Source organism: Pseudoxanthomonas sp. JBR18 (assembly GCF_028198165.1).
Taxonomy (GTDB): domain Bacteria; phylum Pseudomonadota; class Gammaproteobacteria; order Xanthomonadales; family Xanthomonadaceae; genus Pseudoxanthomonas_A.
Window position 1 is genome coordinate 3467529 of sequence record NZ_CP116339.1, and the last position, 17645, is coordinate 3485173.

General features: G+C 66.6%; 24 protein-coding genes and 1 pseudogene. 16 read left to right on the forward strand and 9 right to left on the reverse strand.

Annotated elements, in window-relative coordinates; translation table 11 throughout:
* Positions 1-63 precede the first annotated feature (63 nt).
* From PJ250_RS15715 to PJ250_RS15730, 4 genes are all read left to right on the forward strand, one after another.
* Positions 64-1629, forward strand: coding sequence for a fumarate hydratase (locus PJ250_RS15715; RefSeq protein WP_271645505.1), 1566 nt, complete (start codon positions 64-66; stop codon positions 1627-1629).
* Positions 1630-1712: 83 nt separating this feature from the next.
* A complete protein-coding gene (locus PJ250_RS15720; RefSeq protein ID WP_271645507.1) occupies positions 1713-1988 on the forward strand; it encodes a hypothetical protein in 276 nt (91 codons plus the stop codon).
* 36 nt (positions 1989-2024) lie between these two features.
* Complete coding sequence (locus tag PJ250_RS15725) at positions 2025-2660, forward strand: glutathione S-transferase family protein (protein ID WP_271648672.1); 636 nt, start codon at positions 2025-2027, stop codon at positions 2658-2660.
* Positions 2661-2690: 30 nt separating this feature from the next.
* Positions 2691-3053, forward strand: coding sequence for a hypothetical protein (locus PJ250_RS15730; protein WP_271645508.1), 363 nt, complete (start codon positions 2691-2693; stop codon positions 3051-3053).
* A gap of 3 nt (positions 3054-3056) precedes the next feature.
* On the opposite strand, the gene arsC is transcribed toward PJ250_RS15730, so the two are convergent.
* The 4 genes from arsC to PJ250_RS15750 all read right to left on the reverse strand — a co-directional run bounded on the left by arsC (position 3057) and on the right by PJ250_RS15750 (position 6396).
* Positions 3057-3413: an arsenate reductase (glutaredoxin) gene (arsC, locus tag PJ250_RS15735; protein ID WP_271645509.1), complete on the reverse strand. Its 357-nt coding sequence runs from the start codon at positions 3411-3413 to the stop codon at positions 3057-3059.
* The gene (locus PJ250_RS15740) at positions 3413-4579 is read right to left on the reverse strand and encodes a phospholipase A (RefSeq protein ID WP_271645510.1); all 1167 of its coding nucleotides are present in this window, start codon (positions 4577-4579) and stop codon (positions 3413-3415) included. The genes arsC and PJ250_RS15740 overlap by 1 nt, the downstream gene beginning before the upstream one ends.
* Positions 4576-5841: a phospholipase D-like domain-containing protein gene (locus PJ250_RS15745; RefSeq protein WP_271645511.1), complete on the reverse strand. Its 1266-nt coding sequence runs from the start codon at positions 5839-5841 to the stop codon at positions 4576-4578. Before PJ250_RS15745 ends, PJ250_RS15740 begins: the two co-directional genes overlap by 4 nt.
* 108 nt (positions 5842-5949) lie before the next feature.
* The gene (locus PJ250_RS15750) at positions 5950-6396 is read right to left on the reverse strand and encodes a DUF456 domain-containing protein (RefSeq protein ID WP_271648673.1); all 447 of its coding nucleotides are present in this window, start codon (positions 6394-6396) and stop codon (positions 5950-5952) included.
* 273 nt (positions 6397-6669) lie between these two features.
* Here PJ250_RS15750 and PJ250_RS15755 point away from each other — a divergent pair, with 273 nt between their 5' ends.
* Complete coding sequence (locus tag PJ250_RS15755) at positions 6670-6879, forward strand: cold-shock protein (RefSeq protein WP_271645512.1); 210 nt, start codon at positions 6670-6672, stop codon at positions 6877-6879.
* Between the two features lie 99 nt (positions 6880-6978).
* Here the strand turns inward: PJ250_RS15755 and PJ250_RS15760 are convergent, their stop codons facing one another.
* Both PJ250_RS15760 and PJ250_RS15765 read right to left on the reverse strand, forming a co-directional pair.
* Positions 6979-7461 (reverse strand): glycine zipper 2TM domain-containing protein, encoded by a 483-nt coding sequence (locus tag PJ250_RS15760; RefSeq protein WP_271645513.1) that lies wholly within the window; start codon positions 7459-7461, stop codon positions 6979-6981.
* A gap of 178 nt (positions 7462-7639) precedes the next feature.
* Positions 7640-8056, reverse strand: coding sequence for a hypothetical protein (locus PJ250_RS15765; protein WP_271645515.1), 417 nt, complete (start codon positions 8054-8056; stop codon positions 7640-7642).
* An 86-nt stretch (positions 8057-8142) separates the two neighbouring features.
* Between PJ250_RS15765 and PJ250_RS15770 the strand changes: the two genes are divergently transcribed.
* Positions 8143-8979, forward strand: a complete 837-nt coding sequence (locus tag PJ250_RS15770) for a tRNA threonylcarbamoyladenosine dehydratase (RefSeq protein WP_271648674.1) — start codon at positions 8143-8145, stop codon at positions 8977-8979.
* Here the strand turns inward: PJ250_RS15770 and PJ250_RS15775 are convergent.
* Positions 8968-9732 (reverse strand): TatD family hydrolase, encoded by a 765-nt coding sequence (locus PJ250_RS15775; protein ID WP_271645516.1) that lies wholly within the window; start codon positions 9730-9732, stop codon positions 8968-8970. The two genes, PJ250_RS15770 and PJ250_RS15775, sit on opposite strands and share 12 nt — an antisense overlap.
* A 3-nt stretch (positions 9733-9735) precedes the next feature.
* Positions 9736-9960 (reverse strand): DUF6116 family protein, encoded by a 225-nt coding sequence (locus PJ250_RS15780; RefSeq protein WP_271645518.1) that lies wholly within the window; start codon positions 9958-9960, stop codon positions 9736-9738.
* Positions 9961-10139: 179 nt separating this feature from the next.
* Between PJ250_RS15780 and PJ250_RS15785 the strand changes: the two genes are divergently transcribed.
* From PJ250_RS15785 to PJ250_RS15795, 3 genes are all read left to right on the forward strand, one after another.
* The gene (locus PJ250_RS15785; RefSeq protein WP_271645520.1) at positions 10140-10958 is read left to right on the forward strand and encodes a glycine zipper 2TM domain-containing protein; all 819 of its coding nucleotides are present in this window, start codon (positions 10140-10142) and stop codon (positions 10956-10958) included.
* 184 nt (positions 10959-11142) lie between these two features.
* Complete coding sequence (locus tag PJ250_RS15790; RefSeq protein WP_271645521.1) at positions 11143-11691, forward strand: GNAT family N-acetyltransferase; 549 nt, start codon at positions 11143-11145, stop codon at positions 11689-11691.
* Positions 11688-12314: a glutathione S-transferase family protein gene (locus PJ250_RS15795; protein ID WP_271645522.1), complete on the forward strand. Its 627-nt coding sequence runs from the start codon at positions 11688-11690 to the stop codon at positions 12312-12314. Before PJ250_RS15790 ends, PJ250_RS15795 begins: the two co-directional genes overlap by 4 nt.
* An 8-nt stretch (positions 12315-12322) precedes the next feature.
* Here the strand turns inward: PJ250_RS15795 and PJ250_RS15800 are convergent, their stop codons facing one another.
* Positions 12323-13189, reverse strand: a complete 867-nt coding sequence (locus PJ250_RS15800) for a CAF17-like 4Fe-4S cluster assembly/insertion protein YgfZ (RefSeq protein WP_271645523.1) — start codon at positions 13187-13189, stop codon at positions 12323-12325.
* A 111-nt stretch (positions 13190-13300) separates the two neighbouring features.
* Here PJ250_RS15800 and PJ250_RS20620 point away from each other — a divergent pair.
* The 7 genes and pseudogenes from PJ250_RS20620 to PJ250_RS15835 all read left to right on the forward strand — a co-directional run.
* Positions 13301-13381: pseudogene (locus tag PJ250_RS20620) on the forward strand (DUF1674 domain-containing protein); the annotation flags it as partial.
* A 72-nt stretch (positions 13382-13453) separates the two neighbouring features.
* Complete coding sequence (gene sdhC / locus PJ250_RS15810) at positions 13454-13849, forward strand: succinate dehydrogenase, cytochrome b556 subunit (RefSeq protein ID WP_271645525.1); 396 nt, start codon at positions 13454-13456, stop codon at positions 13847-13849.
* Positions 13846-14229: a succinate dehydrogenase, hydrophobic membrane anchor protein gene (gene sdhD, locus PJ250_RS15815; RefSeq protein ID WP_271645526.1), complete on the forward strand. Its 384-nt coding sequence runs from the start codon at positions 13846-13848 to the stop codon at positions 14227-14229. The genes sdhC and sdhD overlap by 4 nt, the downstream gene beginning before the upstream one ends.
* 6 nt (positions 14230-14235) lie before the next feature.
* Positions 14236-16029: a succinate dehydrogenase flavoprotein subunit gene (gene sdhA, locus PJ250_RS15820; RefSeq protein ID WP_271645527.1), complete on the forward strand. Its 1794-nt coding sequence runs from the start codon at positions 14236-14238 to the stop codon at positions 16027-16029.
* Between the two features lie 66 nt (positions 16030-16095).
* Positions 16096-16875, forward strand: coding sequence for a succinate dehydrogenase iron-sulfur subunit (locus PJ250_RS15825; RefSeq protein WP_271645529.1), 780 nt, complete (start codon positions 16096-16098; stop codon positions 16873-16875).
* Between the two features lie 77 nt (positions 16876-16952).
* Positions 16953-17219: an FAD assembly factor SdhE gene (locus tag PJ250_RS15830; RefSeq protein ID WP_271645530.1), complete on the forward strand. Its 267-nt coding sequence runs from the start codon at positions 16953-16955 to the stop codon at positions 17217-17219.
* Positions 17170-17625 carry a hypothetical protein gene (locus PJ250_RS15835; protein WP_333909485.1) on the forward strand — a complete coding sequence of 152 codons (456 nt, stop codon included), beginning with the start codon at positions 17170-17172 and terminating at the stop codon, positions 17623-17625. Before PJ250_RS15830 ends, PJ250_RS15835 begins: the two co-directional genes overlap by 50 nt.
* Positions 17626-17645: the final 20 nt, after the last annotated feature.

The following is a 17645-nucleotide window of genomic DNA, read 5'->3' on the forward strand; positions in this document are numbered from 1 at the left end:
GGCCTGGCAGTTTGGCCTAAAATGGCCGGATTCCGCCTCCCCACCGCTAGCGCCGAGCCAGCCATGAACCTCCACTCCCACACCGCCGCGCCTGCATCCACCGATCCGGTGTCGATCAAGCAGGAAGACCTGATCGAGTCCATCGCCGATGCGCTGCAGTACATCAGCTATTACCACCCGGTCGATTACATCAAGAACCTCGCCGCCGCCTACGAGCGCGAGGAGTCCCCGGCGGCCAAGGACGCCATCGCCCAGATCCTGATCAACTCGCGCATGTGCGCCGAGGGTCACCGGCCGATCTGCCAGGACACCGGCATCGTCACCGTGTTCCTGGAAATCGGCATGAACGTGCGCTGGGATGACGCCACGATGGGCGTGGAGGACATGGCCAACGAGGGCGTGCGCCGCGCCTACCTGCACCCGGACAACAAGCTGCGCGCCAGCGTGCTGGCCGACCCGGCCGGTAAGCGCCAGAACACCAAGGACAACACCCCGGGCGTGGTCAACGTCAAGGTCGTGCCGGGCAACAAGGTCGAGGTGATCGTCGCGGCCAAGGGCGGTGGCTCGGAAGCCAAGTCCAAGTTCGCCATGCTCAACCCGTCCGATTCCATCGTCGACTGGGTGCTCAAGACCGTGCCGACCATGGGCGCCGGCTGGTGCCCGCCGGGCATGCTGGGCATCGGCATCGGCGGCACCGCCGAGAAGGCCATGTTGCTCGCCAAGGAAGCGCTGATGGAGCCCATCGACATCGTCGACCTGCAGGCCCGCGGCGCGTCCAACCGGGCCGAGGAACTGCGGCTGGAGCTGTACGAGAAGGTCAACGCGCTGGGCATCGGCGCGCAGGGCCTGGGCGGGCTGACCACGGTGCTGGACATCAAGGTCAAGGACTATCCGACCCACGCGGCCAACCTGCCGGTGGCGATGATCCCCAACTGCGCCGCCACCCGCCATGCGCACTTCACCCTGGACGGCAGCGGTCCGGTGATGCTCGACCCGCCCTCGCTGGAGGACTGGCCGGAGCTGACCTACAACCCGGACGGTGCGCGCCGCGTGGATCTGGACACCATCACCCCGGAGGAAGTGACCAGCTTCAAGCCCGGCGAGGTCCTGCTGCTCAACGGCAAGCTGCTCACCGGCCGCGACGCCGCACACAAGCGCATGGTCGACATGCTCAACCGGGGCGAGCGCCTGCCGGTGGACCTCAAGGGCCGCTTCATCTACTACGTGGGTCCGGTCGATCCGGTGCGCGACGAGGTCGTCGGCCCGGCCGGCCCGACCACGGCCACGCGCATGGACAAGTTCACCAACCAGATCCTCGAGCAGACCGGCCTGCTGGGCATGGTCGGCAAGGCCGAGCGCGGCCCGGCGGCGATCGAGGCGATCAAGACGCACAAGTCGGTCTACCTGATGGCGGTCGGTGGCTCGGCCTACCTGGTGTCCAAGGCGATCAAGGCCGCCAAGGTGCTGGCCTTCGAAGACCTGGGCATGGAGGCGATCTACGAGTTCGAGGTCAAGGACATGCCGGTGACCGTGGCGGTGGATTCGACCGGCGAGTCGGTGCACAAGACCGGCCCGCGCCAGTGGCAGGCCCGGATCGGCAAGATCCCGGTGGTGGTCGAGCCGGCCTGAGCGCCGGCGCCAGATTGCGGACATCAGCAGGGCCGGCGTGCATACTCCGGCCCTGTTTGCATGTGACGGACAAGGAGCGCCGCATGGCAGGACGCTGGATCACGATGGGCGCGCTGCTGCTGTTGACGAGCTGTGCGACACCTTCCACGCCGACCACCTTGCTGCGTCCGGCCACGGTGCAGGGCCAGGCCTGCGCCCATCAATGCGACCGGATTCGCGCCGCCTGCGCTGGCACGCCATCGCCGCCTGCACCCGCCTCGCTGGGCGGGGGGGGCGATCCGCGCCCCAGCGCGGCCTCCTGCAGCACGTCCCACGCCGACTGCGTGCTGGCTTGCGGTGGTCGTCTGGTCGGCGACTGATATCGTGCTTTCCCCCTCCCGCGAAAGATTCCGATGATCGACGCCGTCCTGTACTACAGCCCCAGCACCGCCAGTCTGGTCGTGCATTGGCTATTGATCGAACTGCAGATCCCGCATCGCCTGGAGCTGGTCGATTTCGAGACCCGCGCGCAGCGGTCGCCCGAATATCTCAGGCTCAATCCGCAGGGACGCGTGCCCACGCTGGTGCTGGATGGGCAGGTCCTGACCGAGTCGGCCGCCATCGCCATGCACCTGGCCGACCTGCATCCGCAGGCAGGCCTGGCCCCGGCCGTCGGCACGCCGCAGCGCGCCGCTTATTACCGCTGGATGTTCTTCTGCGCGTACACGCTGATGCCTGCTTACCGCAGCTGGTTCTATCCGGATGAACCAGCGGGCGAGGCCAGCATCGAAGCTGCCAAGGCCGCCGCGCGCGGCGTGCTGGAACACGCCTGGCAGCAAGTGGCCGAGCATCTGGAGGCGCACGGGCCGTACCTGCTGGGCGCGCAGTGCTCGGCCGCGGACTTCGTGCTGACGATGCTGATGCGCTGGTCGCGCAACATGCCGCGGCCGACCGACGACTGGCCGGCGCTGAAGGCCTTCGCCGCGCGGATGAAGGCGCGTCCGGCTTTCCATGAGACCTATCGGCGCGAAGGCATTACCGACTGGGTGTAGCATTGAGGCAGGCACGACAGGAGTAGTGCGATGCGCACGGAAGCATTGACGATGGCGTTGGTCTGCATCGCGCTCAGCGGCTGCTGGGCGCCAGTGGTTCACCGTCCGCCTACCGCCGCCGGCGCGATCTGCGCCGAGCAGTGCGACCAGCAACGCGTGCAATGCAACGACATGGCCGAGTTGGCCGTCAGCGGCTCGCGAGGCAGCTGCCAGGCACGGCAGGACCATGTCGAGCGGCGCTGCGCCCCCTGGGTCAAGGACTCGGACAAGCAGCGTTGCGAGTCGGTGAACAATCCGCGCGGGCCGAGCTGCATCGAACCCACGCCCAACTACAGCGCCTGCACCAGTACCTGGCGCAGCTGCATCGTCTCGTGCGGTGGCTGGTTCGAATAGCCCTCAGGCCGGCAGGAGCTCCAGCACCCGTTCCGGCGGCCGACACAGGCGGGTGCCGCGCTCGGTGATGACGATCGGCCGGTTGATCAGGGCCGGGTTGCGCATCATGGCCTCGATCAGGGCGGCATCATCGATGCCCGGGTCGTCCAGGCCGAGCGCCTTGTAGTCTGGCTCCTTGTGGCGCATCAGCTCACGCAGCGGCAGGCCGGTGGCCGCGAGCGTGGCGGTGAGCGTTTCGCGGTCGGGTGGATCGGCGATGTAGTCCACGATCTGCGGCTCGATGCCTGCGTCGCGGATGAACTGCAGGGCGCCGCGTGAGTTGCTGCAGCGCGCATTGTGCCAAATGGTCACCGCCGCCATCAATACCATTCCAGCAGCGAGATACCCACGCCGACATAGGTGGCCTTGTGGTTGTAGTCGATCAGGCTCTCGCCATAGCCGTGGAAGACCTCGATGTGGCCGCGCAGGTTGCGGTCGATCGGAAAGCCCCATGCAGCCTTCAGCGCGCCATGGGAACGATCGCCGGTACGCAGGGAGTGGCGGCCCATGAGCGAGAACTCCTGGCCGTTGTTGCTGTAGACCAGCGTGGCGTCGCCACGCCCCATGTAATCCTCGATGTCCGGATTGTCGTCGTCATTGCCGTCGGGAATCCGATACCACGGGCGGACCGTCAGGGCCCAGTGGTCACGATCGAAGCCCACCATGCCGATCACCCGGTTCCAGCTGCGGGAGAGCGGATCGCCGCGTCCATTGGACTGGTGGTTGAGGCTGAGGCCGGCCATGCGCCCGTGCCAGCCGCCGAGCGCATAGTTGGTGCGGAACACCATCATGATCTCGGGTTCGTAGTTGGTTTCGCGGAACGGGCGCGAGGCATCGCCGTTGTAGACCTGCCAGCGCGAACTCTGGGTGTAGCCGCCCCAGATGTCGCCGTTGTTGCCGAACACGTTCTCCACGAACTTGGTCTTGAAGCTCAGCTGAAACTTGGCTTCCACGCTTTGCAGGTCCTGCGGCGTGGTCACGGTGTTGTCCGGGTTCGGAGAGGAGGGCATTTCGTTCTTTTTGCTGGTCCAGAAGGCCGGCAATAGGTAGACCGGCTTGTAGGCGCGCATCTGGAACACGCCAAGCTTGGAGTCCGCCGCGAGCTCCCAACGGCTGTCCAGCAGCGATCCCTTGCCGGCGTTGGCGCGCACGGCGTCGTAATCGTCATCGGCAAACATGGCGCCGGCGCGATGGCGCAGGCGCTCGCGCAGGGGGGCATCCTCAGGCGGCGCGGACTGTTCTTTCTGCTCCTTGGCCAGTGCCGCGGCGCGGTCCGCCGCCGCGTCGGCTTCACTGGTGCTGGGTGCGATGCGCTTGATCGCCGTGTCGTAGCAGGCCAGGCGCTGGGCATCGATCTCCACCAAGGCGCAAGCCTCGACTGAGGAGGGGTTGATGGTCGGCTTGCCGTCTTGGGCGGCGGCCACGCCGGGCAGCGCGGCTACGCACAGCAGGGGAAGCAATCGGGGTAGGGGGCGGCGCGGGCTCATAGCTGGGACCTGATGGGAAGGACGAATTTCTCGAAGAGTTTCTCGCGCAGCGGCCGGTTCTGCCAGCGCGCCAGGTCATATCGCTGCGTGTGCTCCAGGTCCTGCTCGAAGATCTGGGTCATGTGTGCGGCAAGTTCGCGGTCGTAGACATTGAGACTGGCCTCGTCGTTGAGGCGGAAGGAGCGGATGTCGAAGTTGGTGGACCCCACCGAGACCAGCAGGTCGTCGATGATCAGCAGCTTGGTGTGCAGCATGGTCGGCTGGTACTCGTAGATCTCCACGCCGGCTTCCAGCAACGGTCCCCAGCTGGCCTTGGACGCCAGGCGCACCGAGTCCGAGTCGATGTGAGGCCCGGGGAGCATGACGCGGATGCGGACGCCGCGCTGGCGGGCCTCCAGCAGGGCCTGGGTGATCAGCTCGTCGGGGACGAAGTAGGCCGCCGCCAGGTCGATGCGGGTTTCGGCCGCGGCGATGGACAGCAGATACATCAGGTGCATGCTCTCGCTGCCACCTGCGGGCGAGGCCAGGAACAGCTGCGCGTCGCTCTCACCGGCCGGCGACAACGCCGGGTAGTAGTGATCCCCGTTGAGGACCCGCCCGGTCGTCTTGATCCAGTTGTCATTGAAGGCGGCCTGCACCTGGCTGACCACCGGCCCCTCGATCCGATAGTGGGTGTCGCGCCAGTGCTTGGGGTCCTGTGCGTGGCCCATCCACTGGTCGGCCACGCCCACCCCGCCGGTGAAGCCGATCCGGCCGTCCACGACCAGCAGCTTGCGATGGGTGCGGTTATTGACACGGTGGAGCGTGTACCAGGCCAGCGGCCGGTAACGATGGATCTTGACCCCTGCTTGTTCCATGGACTCAAGCAGGCTCTGATCCATTTTCAGGCTGCCGCCCCAGTCGATGGTGACGTTGACCTCCACGCCCTCTCGCGCGCGATCGGACAGTGCGTCGCTGAATTCACGGCCAATCTCGCCGGACCAGTAGATATAGGTCTCGAAGGTGATCGTGTACTTGGCCGCCTGGATCGCCTCAAGCATCGCCGGGAAGATTTCCTGGCCATTGTTGAGGACCTGGACGCGGTTGCCGGGGAGAATCGTGGGACCGAGCAGCACGGACATCTCGCGCTTGAACTCGGGATCTTCAATGCCGTGCCGATGGGGGGGGACGTGCTCGAGTTCCTTCTCGGGTGTGGAGAAATTCAGCGCGACCAGTCCCGCCACCAAGGTGGCCACCACGGCCGCAACGATGATCCATGTCATCCGCCCAAATCCCCATCTCCGCGCCATCTCGGCCTCCCCGTCGAACCGCGATTCTTGCAAAGCCCGTCGCACGCGATACGTGAAGACGGGGAGGGGGAGGGGGCGCGGTCAGTAGAACCAGGCCACGAAGAACAGCCCCAGCATCGCGAATGCCAGGCCGACCTTGAGCACCATGCCGGCCACCAGCCCGACCCAGGTCGCCAGTCCCACCTTGGTGGCCATGCCGACCTTGCGGCCGTGCAGCAATTCGCCGGCCAGCGCACCGGCGAAGGGGCCCACGAACAGGCCCAGTGGCAGGAAGAACAGCCCGGCGAAGGTGCCGATAACCGAGCCGAAGATCGCCAGCCGGCTGGCGCCGACCCGCTTGGCCCCCAATGCCGTGGACAGAAAATCCACGACCACCGACAGGAGGGTGAGCAGGCCCAGCAGGCTGAGCGACACCCAGCCGACCTGCTCGAATCCGCCAGCCCAGGCCGCCAATACCATGCCGGCGAAGGTCAGCGGGAGTCCCGGAAGTACCGGCAGGACCACGCCGGCCACCCCGACGACCATCATCAGCGCCGCCAGGACATAGAGAACGGTCTGTAATGTCACTTATTTTCCATTGCAAACAGGGGGTTAGTCGAAGATGAACCGGCGTTGAAGTGCGTTGCAATTTAAAATTTGAAGGGTTACTGTCAAGCCGCTGCGTTTGCCAGGGTCACCGTGAATCGTGGCCTGATGCGGTAGATCCACCGATCCGCTACATCGTTGTACCTCGTTTCCTCCTTGCAACCAGCCGCCCGTCCAAGGTGTCAACAAACCCCCTGTTCCAAGGAGTCAACGACAATGGCAGACCGCGAGTCCGGTACCGTGAAGTGGTTCAACGATGCGAAGGGATTCGGCTTCATCAGCCGCGAGAATGGCGAGGATGTCTTTGTGCATTTCCGCGCAATCCAGACCCAGGGCTTCAAGAGCCTGAAGGAAGGGCAGAAAGTGTCCTTCACCGTGGTGCAGGGCCAGAAGGGCCTGCAGGCTGATGCGGTGACGCCCGAGTAAGCCGTCGCTGTAATCGCGCAGCCATCGATCCCCCGGGGTGGCGCGCAAAGAAAAACCCGGCCTGCGTGCCGGGTTTTTCTTGGGTTGCTTCCGCTGGCTTCAGCGAACCACGACGCGTCCGTTGACCACGCGCACGTAGGTGTTTTCCGTGACGCCGCCGAGATCGCGCTGGTTGATCACGATCGTCCGGCCGTCGTCCATGCGCACGGTGACATCGTAGGTGTCGCTGGTGACCCGGTTCTGGATCGCGTTGCCGGCCAGGGCACCGCCCGCCGCGCCCGCGACCGTGGCGACGTTCTTGTTGCCCTTGCTGCCGCCGGTCTCCTTGGAGATCTGGCGGCCGGCCACCGCACCGACGATGCCGCCGAGCACCGCGCCGGTGCCGGTGGGGGCGCTGCGGTTGGAGGACACCGCGTCGATCCGGGTCACGATCCCGCAGTCCGCGCAGGTGCGCGATGACGGTGCCGGATAGCTGGAGCTGCGGCTACCGCCGTAGCCGTAGCCGCCGTTCGGCGAGGTGGTTGCGCAGCCGGCCAGCGTCAGCGCGCCAGCGGCCATCAGGGTCAAGGTTCGAAGTTGCATGCCGGACTCCCTCGCCGTGTCGGCGAATCGAAAACGAAGACGGCGCGGCTGCGCCATGTGCCAGCATCGTGTTCGGGTCGCTATGAATGTGGCGTCAACCGACGCGACACGTTGCAGATGGAGCCTGGCGACATCGACAGCCGGTCAGGTACAGGCGTCCTTTCGGGTACAGGCGTCCTTAGTGCGCGAAGTCGTCGTGGCACGCCTTGCAGGCCTCACCGACCTTGGCCAGGGTGGCCTTGGTATCGGGACAGCCGACCGGCGGTGCCGACAGCGCACCATCCAGCGTCGCGCGCAGCTGACTGGCATGGGTCACGAAGCGCTGGTCCTCGGCCAGATCGGGAAATGCGGTTTCCAGGTCATTGCTGACTGCGCGCAGGGTCTGCAGCCGGGGCAAGGCGTCGCTGCTGGTGCAGCGATTCTGGGCGAGGTTCTGCTTGAGCATGTCGGTCTGCTTGCTCATCACATGCATCACGCTGTCCGGGAACGGATCCTTCCGCGCCTGCAGAGCACGCATGGCCATGACCGTGGCCACGGCGCCGACCAGCAGCCCGAGCAGGAAAAGAAACAGGAAACGTGATGCCTGGCTTGCCATAGGGCGCGCTCCATCGAAGGGGTGGTGCTGGATGGTACGACGCCCGGCGTCAATGCGGCGCGCCGTAGAATGACGCGATGAACGCCATGACCTCGCCCCAGCCCCCTGTCGCCAGCGCCGTTTGGAAGGAGCGCTTTGCCGGCGTGGACCGGCTTTACGGCGTGGGATCGGTCCAGCACCTGGCCGCGCGCCGGGTCGTGGTGGTGGGGCTGGGTGGCGTTGGATCCTGGGTGGCGGAGGCCTTGGCGCGGTCCGGCGTCGGTGGCCTGCGCCTGATCGATGCCGACGACATCTGCCTGTCCAACACCAACCGCCAGCTTCCGGCGCTGGATGGGCAATACGGGCGCAACAAGGTGGCCGTCATGGCCGAGCGCTGCCGGGCGATCAATCCGGAGATCCAGGTGGAGACGGTCGAATCCTTCCTGACGGCCGGCAATCTGGAGACCCTGCTTGGCGATGGGCCGGATCTGGTGATCGACGCCTGCGACAGCTTCCGGACCAAGGTCGAGTCCATTGCCTGGTGCAGAAGGCGCAAGCTGCCGGTGATCACCGTGGGATCGGCCGGTGGGCGCACCGATGCGACGCAGGTGCGGGTGCGCGACCTCTCGCGCACCGAACACGATGCGATGCTGGCGCTCGTGCGCAAGAAGCTGCGCGCGGAGTTCAACTTCCCCCGCAATCCCCAGCGCTACTTCGGCGTGTCTGCCATCTATTCGCTGGAGAACGTCAAGTATCCCCAGGCCGATGGCACCGTCTGTGGCCTGCGCCCCTCGCTGGATGCCGATGCGGCGCTCAAGCTCGACTGTGGTGCGGGTCTCGGCGCCGCCACGCACGTGACGGGCACCTTCGCTTTCGCCGCGGTGGGACGGGCGTTGGAACTGCTGTTCAAGTCCGCGCGTGGCGCTGCCGGTTCACCCGGGTAGGGCGAACAGCCGAGTCGCGTTGTCCGAGGTCGCCTTGGCGATGTCTTCGGGGGACTGCCCGCGCAGCTGCGCGATCACCTCGCAGACCCGAGACAGTCTTGCCGGCTCGTTGCGCTGCCCCCGATGGTCGGCGTCGGGCTGGTCCGGGGCGTCGGTCTCCAGCAGCAGGGAATCCAGCGGCATCTGGGCGGCCAGGCGACGCAGGCGTTGGGCCCGGTCGTAGGTCACCGGGCCGCCCAAGCCGATGAGAAAGCCGTTGTCCCACAGCTGCCTGGCCTGCTCCGGGCTGCCGGCATAACTGTGGATCACCCCGCGCAGGCCCCCGACGCGCCGGATCGCGACGATCACCGCTTCCACGGCACGACGCGCATGGATGATCAGGGGCAGGTCGAAGTCCCGGGCCAGACGCAGTTGGCCTTGGAAGTAGTGTTGCTGGGCATCCGGGTCCAGCGCCTGGACATGAAAGTCCAGGCCGCACTCACCGACGGCGACGGGTTGCTCGCGCTCGATCCAGTCAGCCAGGGCCTGAAGATCGGCAGGCTGGTGCCGAGACAGGAACATCGGGTGCAGGCCGTACGCCGGGAACAGCCCCGGCGCCATCTGGCACGCCTCGCGCAGGCGAGGCCAGCTGGCGGCGTCCACCGCGGGGACGATCTGGCGCATCACCCCGGCCTGGCGCGCGCGAGCGATCACCTGCGCGCGATCGGCATCGAACTCCGGGGCGTCCAGGTGGCAGTGACTGTCGGTCAGCATCGATCAGCGGGTCGGCCGGTGCGACGGCATCTCCACGGGCGCACGCTTGCGATCCTTCCAACTGGCCAGCAGCAGGGTGCCCAGACCGAGCAGGATCTCATCGGCGAACGGGACCGCGTCGGGGATCGCCAGATCCAGCACGAACAGCGCGGCGGTGATCTTGAACAGGGTCGGATAACGGAGCTTGCGTGCCCAGTGGAGTAGGGGCATGGTCATCGGGGACGGCATGGCGGCGTCACCTCGGTACAGGGGAGTCCAGACGCTAGCACGGCCCGGGCCGACGCCACGTCGTCCATCGCGTTCATCGCACGTGCGGGTAGACGGGTGTCAGTCGATGCCTTGTTCAGCTTGATAGGGCAACAATCCCGCCACGTCAGCACGCGGGTCCACCCGCCCCGGAGGCTTCCATGAAAAACACCACCACCATGATTCTGGTTGGCGCTGGCGCGCTGCTGTTCGGCGGCGTCGCAACGGCGGCCTATATGAATCATCACCAATCCGCGCAGACCCTGGCGACGACGGATGAGGCGTCCGTTTCCAGCGCTCCGCTGGAAGACGCGCTCCCCGCCAACGATGTCCCCGCCGGGGCTCAGCTTCAGTACGCCGATGTGGTGAGCGTCGAGCCGGTGACCAAGTCGGGAACCTTGTACGCCACCGTCATCGGCACCGATCCGGTGCGGGAAACCACCACGACGACCACGCCACACGAAGTCTGCGAGGACGTTGTGGTGAATGAGCGCCTCCCCGAGCGGGATGGCAACGTCGGCGGCACCGTCGCCGGTGCGGTGATTGGCGGCCTGATCGGCAACCAGATCGGCGGTGGCCACGGACGCGATGCAGCCACGGCCGCCGGTGCGGTGGCGGGCGGCTTCGTTGGTAACCGGGTGGATCGCAACCACGTGGGCGGCCGCCAGGTGCAGCGCACTGAACGCCAGTGCCACACCGAGAACGCGACTTCCGAGTCCTCCCGTGTGACCGGCTACAACGTGACCTATCGCAACCCCGATGGCACCACCGGCACCATGCGGATGGACAGCAAGCCGGGCAGCCGCATCGCGATGGGCAAGTCCAAGGAGGTCGCCGGCTACAACGTGACTTATCGCTACGACGGCCAGGAGAAGACCGTGCGCCTGGACCAGAAGCCGGATTCGGACCGTCTGCCGGTGATCGACGGGCGCGTGGTGACCCAGACCGCCTCGCTGGATGCCGGAGATGGGAAGGGCTGATCATCTCCTGGATGCAGGTGGTTCGAGAGCCGGCGCAAGCCGGCTCTCTCGTGTCAGGTGCCGGCACGACGCGTGCGGGTTGCTTCAATGCCGGTGCGACATGCGCTTTGGCATGTTGCATCGGGCGCACGGGATGACGGTGTGCCTGGGTAAACTGCCGCACTGACTTCTCGACGGGCTCCCCATGGACGTGTCCAAGCTGCAACTGCAGACCGAGCGGCTGTTGCTGCGTCCGCCGCGTGCAGAGGATTTGGAGGCATGGGCCGCTTTCACGGCCGATGCAGAGGCCATGCGCCACCTGGGGGGCACGCTGCCGCGCCCGATGGCGTGGCGCAGCCTGGCCACGGTCGCCGGTGGTTGGCAGCTGCAGGGTTTCGGCTTCTTCTTCGTGTTTGAACGTGCGACCGGCGAGTGGGTGGGGCGGGTCGGTTCGTGGTGGCCGGAGGGCTGGCCCGGGAGCGAGGTGGGTTGGGCCATCCGCCGCGACCGTTGGGGCAGGGGCTACGCGACCGAGGCGGCCGTGGCCGCCATCGACTGGATCCTGGAGCACCATCCTTGGAATGAGGTCGTCCACACCATCGCACCGGACAATCTGGCCTCCAAGGCCGTGGCGGCCCGGTTGGGGTCCGGCCTGTTGCGGATGGACACCTTGCCTGAGCCCTATGCGGGGCAAGTGGTCGAGGTCTGGGGCCAGCGTCGTGCGCAGTGGCTCGCCAGGAAGGGGCCTGCATGATCGCGGTCTACGGAATGTCGGCGTCGGGCAATTGCCACAAGGTCCGCCTCACGCTGGACCTCTTGGGGCGGCGATGCGAGTGGATCGAGACCGACAGCGCGGCCGGCCAGACACGGACGCCGGCGTTTCTGACGCTCAGCCCGGCTGGCCGGGTGCCCCTCCTCGTGCGCGATGACGGACAGGTGCTGGCCGAATCCAATGCGATCCTGTGCTGGCTGGCCGACGGAACGACCTTGCTGCCGGCCGACGCCTGGCAGCGCGCGCAGGTGCTCTCCTGGATGTTCTTCGAGCAGTACAGCCACGAGCCCTATGTCGCCGTGGCGCGCTTCATCTGCGGTTGGCTGCCCGATGATTCACCGCGACGCGAGGAGCTCCCGCGACTGCACGCCCGGGGGCGCGAGGCGCTGGCGGTGATGGAGCGGCATCTGGCCGAACACACCTGGTTTGGTGCACCGTCCCTGTCCGTGGCAGACCTGGCCCTGTATGCCTATACGCACTGCGCGGGCGATGGCGGCATTGGGTTGGATGACTTTCCCGGGGTGTTGGGCTGGCTTTCGCGCATGCAGGCTGTGCCGGGCATCATCCCGATGCCGCCGCCACCCGGGCTGCGCAACACGGATTGAGCGCGATCTCAGCGCGCCAGGCCGTCCAGCAGCGGGGCGATACGTAGCGGCGTGCCGTGGCTGTGCACGGCTTCGGCACTGTGGTCCAGCGGCAGGACCGCCAGCGCCAGGCCTGGCGCGTGGGTGCTCGACACGACGATCTGGCCCAGCAGCCGATCGGCCTGCTCGACCGGCGCGCCCGGTTGCAGCAAGGCATCGCACTCGAACAACACCAGGCCGCGCTTGGCCTTTCCCAGAAAATGCGTACGGGCCACGATCTCCTGACCTGGATAGCAGCCCTTCTTGACGCTGAAAGCGCGTAATCGCTCGAGCGAGAGCTGTTGCGGCGTCCACTGCTCGCGCTGGGAGGCGTCCAGGCGGATCAGGCCGTGGCGCAGGTCGATGTCGCGCCATCTGCCAAGTTCCGCCAGTCCCTGTTCACCGGCGCGCAGCCCGACATGCAAGGTCCGCGGCTGTTGTGCGGTGCCAAGGTCCAGGGTGACCTCATCCGTGGTGCCCAGGTCGATCAGGGCGCCCTGGGCGCGTGCGGGCTTGACGAAGGCCGCGCTGACCGACAGATCCGGTGGCACCTCGATGGTGACCTTCTTGCGGAACACGAAGCGCTTGAGGGCCGTGGCCAGCTCGGCGGCGGGCGTGTCGGGAACCACCATCAACAGCTGGTCGTGGGCAATCCGGAGCAGGGCGAAGACCGCGATCACCCGGCCCTTGGGCGTCAGCCACGCGTTCCACTGCCAGCGGCCATCCTCAAGTGCGTTGAGGTCATTGGAGAACTGGGCTTGTGCAAAGGGGATCGCATCCGCACCCTGCAGCCGCACCACGCCGTGGTCGGACAGGGCAAAGACCCGTTCACTGGGATTTTGACGGTTGTCAGTCAAGATCGTGAGGATTAACATTTTGTGCGTTGCGAGATACACATGATAGGCCAAACACCTCCCATCCCCGAACCCGATCCTGAAACGCTGCAGCCCGAACCGGTGCCAGCGCAGAAGGAGATCGGTGGGCGCGACGGCCCGGAGCCGACCCGCTACGGAGATTGGGAAAAGAACGGGCGCTGTATCGACTTCTGATGTCGAGTAGCACAGCGCCTTCCAGCCAACGCGGCCTTAGCTGACCGCCCAGCCGAGACAAAGAGCCACGCAATGGCGACACGTCAACGTCCGCTTTCCCCGCACCTGCAGGTGTATCGCTGGCAGATCCAGATGGCCACGTCCATTCTGCATCGCGCCACCGGCATCATCCTGGCGCTCGGCGCCCTGCTGATCGCCACCGCCCTCGTCACGCTGGCCACCGGGCCCGATGCGTGGAACTGGATCAGCACCCAGGCAGGCACCTGGTACGGCCTGGTCTTCCTGTTCCTGTGGACCTGGGCGTTCACCTATCACCTGCTCAACGGCATCCGCCACCTGGCGCAGGACGGCGGCCTAGGGTTTGCCGTGTCGGCGTTCGTGCGCAATGGCTGGCTGGTGAGTCTCGGCAGCCTGGTCGTCGCGGTGCTGATCTGGGGCGCCGTGTACGCCAAGGGGGGCCTGGCATGAAGCAGTTCCGCACACCGCTCAAGACCGCCCGCGGCCTGGGCTCGGCCAAGCAGGGCCTGCATCACTGGCTGGTGCAGCGCTATACCGCCGTGGCCCTGGTCTTCCTGGCCCTGTGGTTCGTCTACTTCGTCGTGGGCCTGATCCACGCCGATTACCTGGCCGCCACCGACGCCATCGCCAAGCCGTGGAATGCCACGCTGCTGGTGGCCTTCCTGGTGGCCATGTTCTGGCACGCCCAACTGGGCGTCCAGGTCGTCCTGGAGGACTACGTCCATGCGCCGCTGACGGCGATGGTCACGCAGCTCCTGGTCCGTTTCATTTGCATCCTCGGGGCGCTGGCCAGCGTATTTGCCGTGGTCCGCATCGCATTGGGGAACTGAGTACTCATGGCTTCCGCATACAAGATCACCGAACACAAGTACGACATGGTCGTGGTCGGCGCCGGCGGCGCGGGCCTGCGCGCCACCTTCGGCCTGGCGGCCAAGGGCCTGCAGACCGTGTGCCTGACCAAGGTGTTCCCGACCCGTTCGCACACCGTGGCCGCGCAGGGCGGCATCTCCGCCGCGCTTGGCAACATGGGCGAGGACGATTGGCGCTACCACTTCTACGACACCATCAAGGGCTCGGACTGGCTGGGCGACCAGGACGCCATCGAGTACATGGTGCGTGAGGCGATCCCGGCGATCATCGAACTGGAGCACTACGGTGTGCCGTTCTCGCGCACCGAGGGCGGCAAGATCTACCAGCGCCCGTTCGGTGGCATGACCACCAAGTTCGGCGAAGGCCCGGCGGCGCAGCGCACCTGCGCGGCGGCCGACCGCACCGGCCACGCCATGCTGCACACGCTGTACCAGCAGTCGCTGGCGCACAACGCGCGCTTCATGATCGAGTATTTCGCGCTCGATCTGATCTTCGACGAAGAGGGTGTCTGCCGCGGCGTGCTGGCCCTGGACATGGCCGAGGGCACGCTGCACCTGTTCCGCGCCCATGGCGTGGTGCTGGCCACCGGCGGCTACGGCCGCGCCTACTTCAGCGCCACCTCGGCCCACACCTGTACCGGTGACGGCGGCGGTCTGGCGATGCGCGCCGGCCTGCCGATGCAGGACATGGAGTTCGTGCAGTTCCATCCCACCGGCATCTACGGCGCGGGCTGCCTGATCACCGAGGGCGTGCGTGGCGAAGGCGGCATCCTGCGCAACGCCAGCGGCGAGCGCTTCATGGAGCGCTACGCGCCGCACTACAAGGACCTGGCCTCGCGCGACGTGGTGGCCCGTTCCATGACCATCGAAATCCGCGAAGGCCGTGGCGTGGGCGAGCACAAGGACCACATCCTGCTCGATCTGACCCACCTGGGCCCGGAAGTCATCCACGAAAAGCTGCCCGGCATCGCCGAAAGCGCGCGCATCTTCGCTGGCGTGGACGTGGCCAAGCAGCCGATCCCGGTGCTGCCGACCGTGCACTACAACATGGGCGGCATCCCGACCAACTACCACGGCGAAGTGGTACGCAAGGTCGGCGACGACCCCGATGCGGTCGTGCCTGGCCTGTACGCCATCGGCGAGGCGGCGTGCGTCTCGGTGCACGGCGCCAACCGCTTGGGGTCCAACTCGCTGCTGGACCTGGTGGTCTTCGGTCGTGCCGTGGCCAATCGTTGCGCCGACACGATCAAGCCGAACCAGCCGCACAAGAACCTGCCGTCCGACGCCTGCGACAAGGCCCTGGGCCTGCTCGACAAGCTGCGCAACGCCAATGGCGATACGCCGACCTCGGTCATCCGCGACAACATGCAGCGCACGATGCAGGCCGATGCTGCGGTGTTCCGCACCAGCAAGACGCTGGCCGAGGGCTGCGAGAAGATGGCCGGGGTGTTCGACAGCTTCCAGGACGTCAAGGTCTCCGACCGTTCGCTGGTCTGGAACTCGGACCTGATCGAGACCTACGAGCTCAACAACCTGCTGCTCAATGCCGTGGCGACCATCAACTCGGCCGAACAGCGCAAGGAAAGCCGTGGCGCCCACGCGCACGAGGACTTCCCGGACCGCGACGACGAGCACTGGCAGAAGCACACCCTGGTCAACGTCGACGACAAGGGCAAGTGCAGCTTCGACTACCGTCCGGTGCACATGTACACGCTCACCAAGGACGTGGACGTGGTCCCGCCGAAGCCGCGCGTTTACTGATCAATGCCGTGAACCGGTGGCGCTGCCAGCGCCGCCGGCTCCCCAATCCACTATCGGACCTAGGCCATGGCTGAGTTTGCACTCCCCAAGAATTCCAAGATCGGCAAGGGCAAGCATTTTCCCGCCCAAGGTGCCAAGAACACGCGCACCTTCAAGATCTACCGCTGGAGTCCGGACGACGACCAGAATCCGCGCACCGATACCTACGAGGTCGACTTGGACAAGTGCGGTCCGATGGTCCTGGACGCGCTGATCAAGATCAAGAACGAGATCGATCCGACGCTGACCTTCCGTCGCTCCTGCCGCGAGGGCATCTGCGGTTCGTGCGCGATGAACATCAACGGCACCAACACGCTGGCCTGCACCAAGGCCATCGAGGATTGCGGCCGTGGCGAGGTGCCGATCTACCCGCTGCCGCATATGGACGTGGTCAAGGATCTGGTCCCGGACCTGACCCATTTCTATGCCCAGTACGCCTCGATCAAGCCGTGGCTGCGCACCCAGACCCCGGCGCCGGATCGCGAGCGCCTGCAGTCGCCGGAAGACCGCCGCAAGATCGACGGCCTGTACGAGTGCATCCTGTGCGCGTGCTGCTCGACCAGTTGCCCGAGCTACTGGTGGAACGGCGAGCGTTACCTGGGCCCGGCGATCCTGCTGCAGGCCTATCGCTGGATCGTCGATTCGCGCGACGAGGACACCGGCTCGCGCCTGGATGACCTGGAAGACCCGTTCAAGCTGTACCGCTGCCACACCATCATGAACTGCGCGCGCACCTGCCCGAAGGGCCTGAACCCGGCCAAGGCGATCGCCGAGATCAAGAAGCTGATGCTGGCCCGCGCGGCCTGATCGCGGCGCCGCGACCGCACCACGCAACGCGCCCTCCGCCGGAGGGCGTTTTGCGTTCTACCGACTGGATACGCCCAATGAGCGAAGCTTCCGAGCCCACTTTCGACCCGGTCATCAAGCGCCTGCGCTGGCGCAGCCGACGCGGCATGCGCGAGCTGGACCAGCTGTTCGAGCGCTACCTGGACCATGCGTGGGCGAGCGATTCCGAAGCGCAGCGGGCGGTTTTCCTACGGCTGCTGGATTGCGAGGACGATAAGCTCTGGCGCTGGTTCATGGGCTACGAGGAGTGCCCCGATGCCGCGCTCGACCAGCTCATCGAACGGATCCGTCAGTTGCCGACTTGAGTGGCGGCCATCGCGGCTGTTGGCCGCTGCGCTGGTCCTGATCGGCGCGCTGGCCGTGCCCGCCGTACTGGCCAGTGCGTTGCCACGCGCGCTGGCGTGGGGCATGGCAGCCGTCGCGTTGGGCTACGCGATCTACATGGCGTGGCGCGAGCTGCACAGGCCCGGGCGCTGGCTGGTGATCCCGACGGGGGAGGGCGCGGTGCCGACGCTGGGCGGCGAGCCGCTGGTCCGCTGCCTGGTTCGGTGGCGCGGTCCGCTGGCGATCCTGGCCTGGCGCCTGCGTGATGGCCGGCGGGGCCGGCTGGTGTGGTGGCCCGATACACTCGCCCTGGCGCAGCGACGTGAACTGCGTCTGGCCGCTGGCGGCCTGGGGTTAACCGTCGACGCGGTGGCAATGGCACCATAGCGGGCCAACTGGGCCATGCG

Coding starts and splice junctions, on each gene's coding strand:
- PJ250_RS15715 (WP_271645505.1), top strand. CDS start 64: ATGAACCTCCACTCCCACACCGCCGCGCCTGCATCCACCGATCCGGTG.
- PJ250_RS15720 (WP_271645507.1), top strand. CDS start 1,713: ATGGCAGGACGCTGGATCACGATGGGCGCGCTGCTGCTGTTGACGAGC.
- PJ250_RS15730 (WP_271645508.1), top strand. CDS start 2,691: ATGCGCACGGAAGCATTGACGATGGCGTTGGTCTGCATCGCGCTCAGC.
- arsC (WP_271645509.1), bottom strand. CDS start 3,413: ATGGCGGCGGTGACCATTTGGCACAATGCGCGCTGCAGCAACTCACGC.
- PJ250_RS15740 (WP_271645510.1), bottom strand. CDS start 4,579: ATGAGCCCGCGCCGCCCCCTACCCCGATTGCTTCCCCTGCTGTGCGTA.
- PJ250_RS15745 (WP_271645511.1), bottom strand. CDS start 5,841: ATGACATGGATCATCGTTGCGGCCGTGGTGGCCACCTTGGTGGCGGGA.
- PJ250_RS15750 (WP_271648673.1), bottom strand. CDS start 6,396: ATGATGGTCGTCGGGGTGGCCGGCGTGGTCCTGCCGGTACTTCCGGGA.
- PJ250_RS15755 (WP_271645512.1), top strand. CDS start 6,670: ATGGCAGACCGCGAGTCCGGTACCGTGAAGTGGTTCAACGATGCGAAG.
- PJ250_RS15760 (WP_271645513.1), bottom strand. CDS start 7,461: ATGCAACTTCGAACCTTGACCCTGATGGCCGCTGGCGCGCTGACGCTG.
- PJ250_RS15765 (WP_271645515.1), bottom strand. CDS start 8,056: ATGGCAAGCCAGGCATCACGTTTCCTGTTTCTTTTCCTGCTCGGGCTG.
- PJ250_RS15770 (WP_271648674.1), top strand. CDS start 8,143: ATGACCTCGCCCCAGCCCCCTGTCGCCAGCGCCGTTTGGAAGGAGCGC.
- PJ250_RS15775 (WP_271645516.1), bottom strand. CDS start 9,732: ATGCTGACCGACAGTCACTGCCACCTGGACGCCCCGGAGTTCGATGCC.
- PJ250_RS15780 (WP_271645518.1), bottom strand. CDS start 9,960: ATGCCGTCCCCGATGACCATGCCCCTACTCCACTGGGCACGCAAGCTC.
- PJ250_RS15785 (WP_271645520.1), top strand. CDS start 10,140: ATGAAAAACACCACCACCATGATTCTGGTTGGCGCTGGCGCGCTGCTG.
- PJ250_RS15790 (WP_271645521.1), top strand. CDS start 11,143: ATGGACGTGTCCAAGCTGCAACTGCAGACCGAGCGGCTGTTGCTGCGT.
- PJ250_RS15795 (WP_271645522.1), top strand. CDS start 11,688: ATGATCGCGGTCTACGGAATGTCGGCGTCGGGCAATTGCCACAAGGTC.
- sdhC (WP_271645525.1), top strand. CDS start 13,454: ATGGCGACACGTCAACGTCCGCTTTCCCCGCACCTGCAGGTGTATCGC.
- sdhD (WP_271645526.1), top strand. CDS start 13,846: ATGAAGCAGTTCCGCACACCGCTCAAGACCGCCCGCGGCCTGGGCTCG.
- sdhA (WP_271645527.1), top strand. CDS start 14,236: ATGGCTTCCGCATACAAGATCACCGAACACAAGTACGACATGGTCGTG.
- PJ250_RS15825 (WP_271645529.1), top strand. CDS start 16,096: ATGGCTGAGTTTGCACTCCCCAAGAATTCCAAGATCGGCAAGGGCAAG.
- PJ250_RS15830 (WP_271645530.1), top strand. CDS start 16,953: ATGAGCGAAGCTTCCGAGCCCACTTTCGACCCGGTCATCAAGCGCCTG.
- PJ250_RS15835 (WP_333909485.1), top strand. CDS start 17,170: ATGCCGCGCTCGACCAGCTCATCGAACGGATCCGTCAGTTGCCGACTT.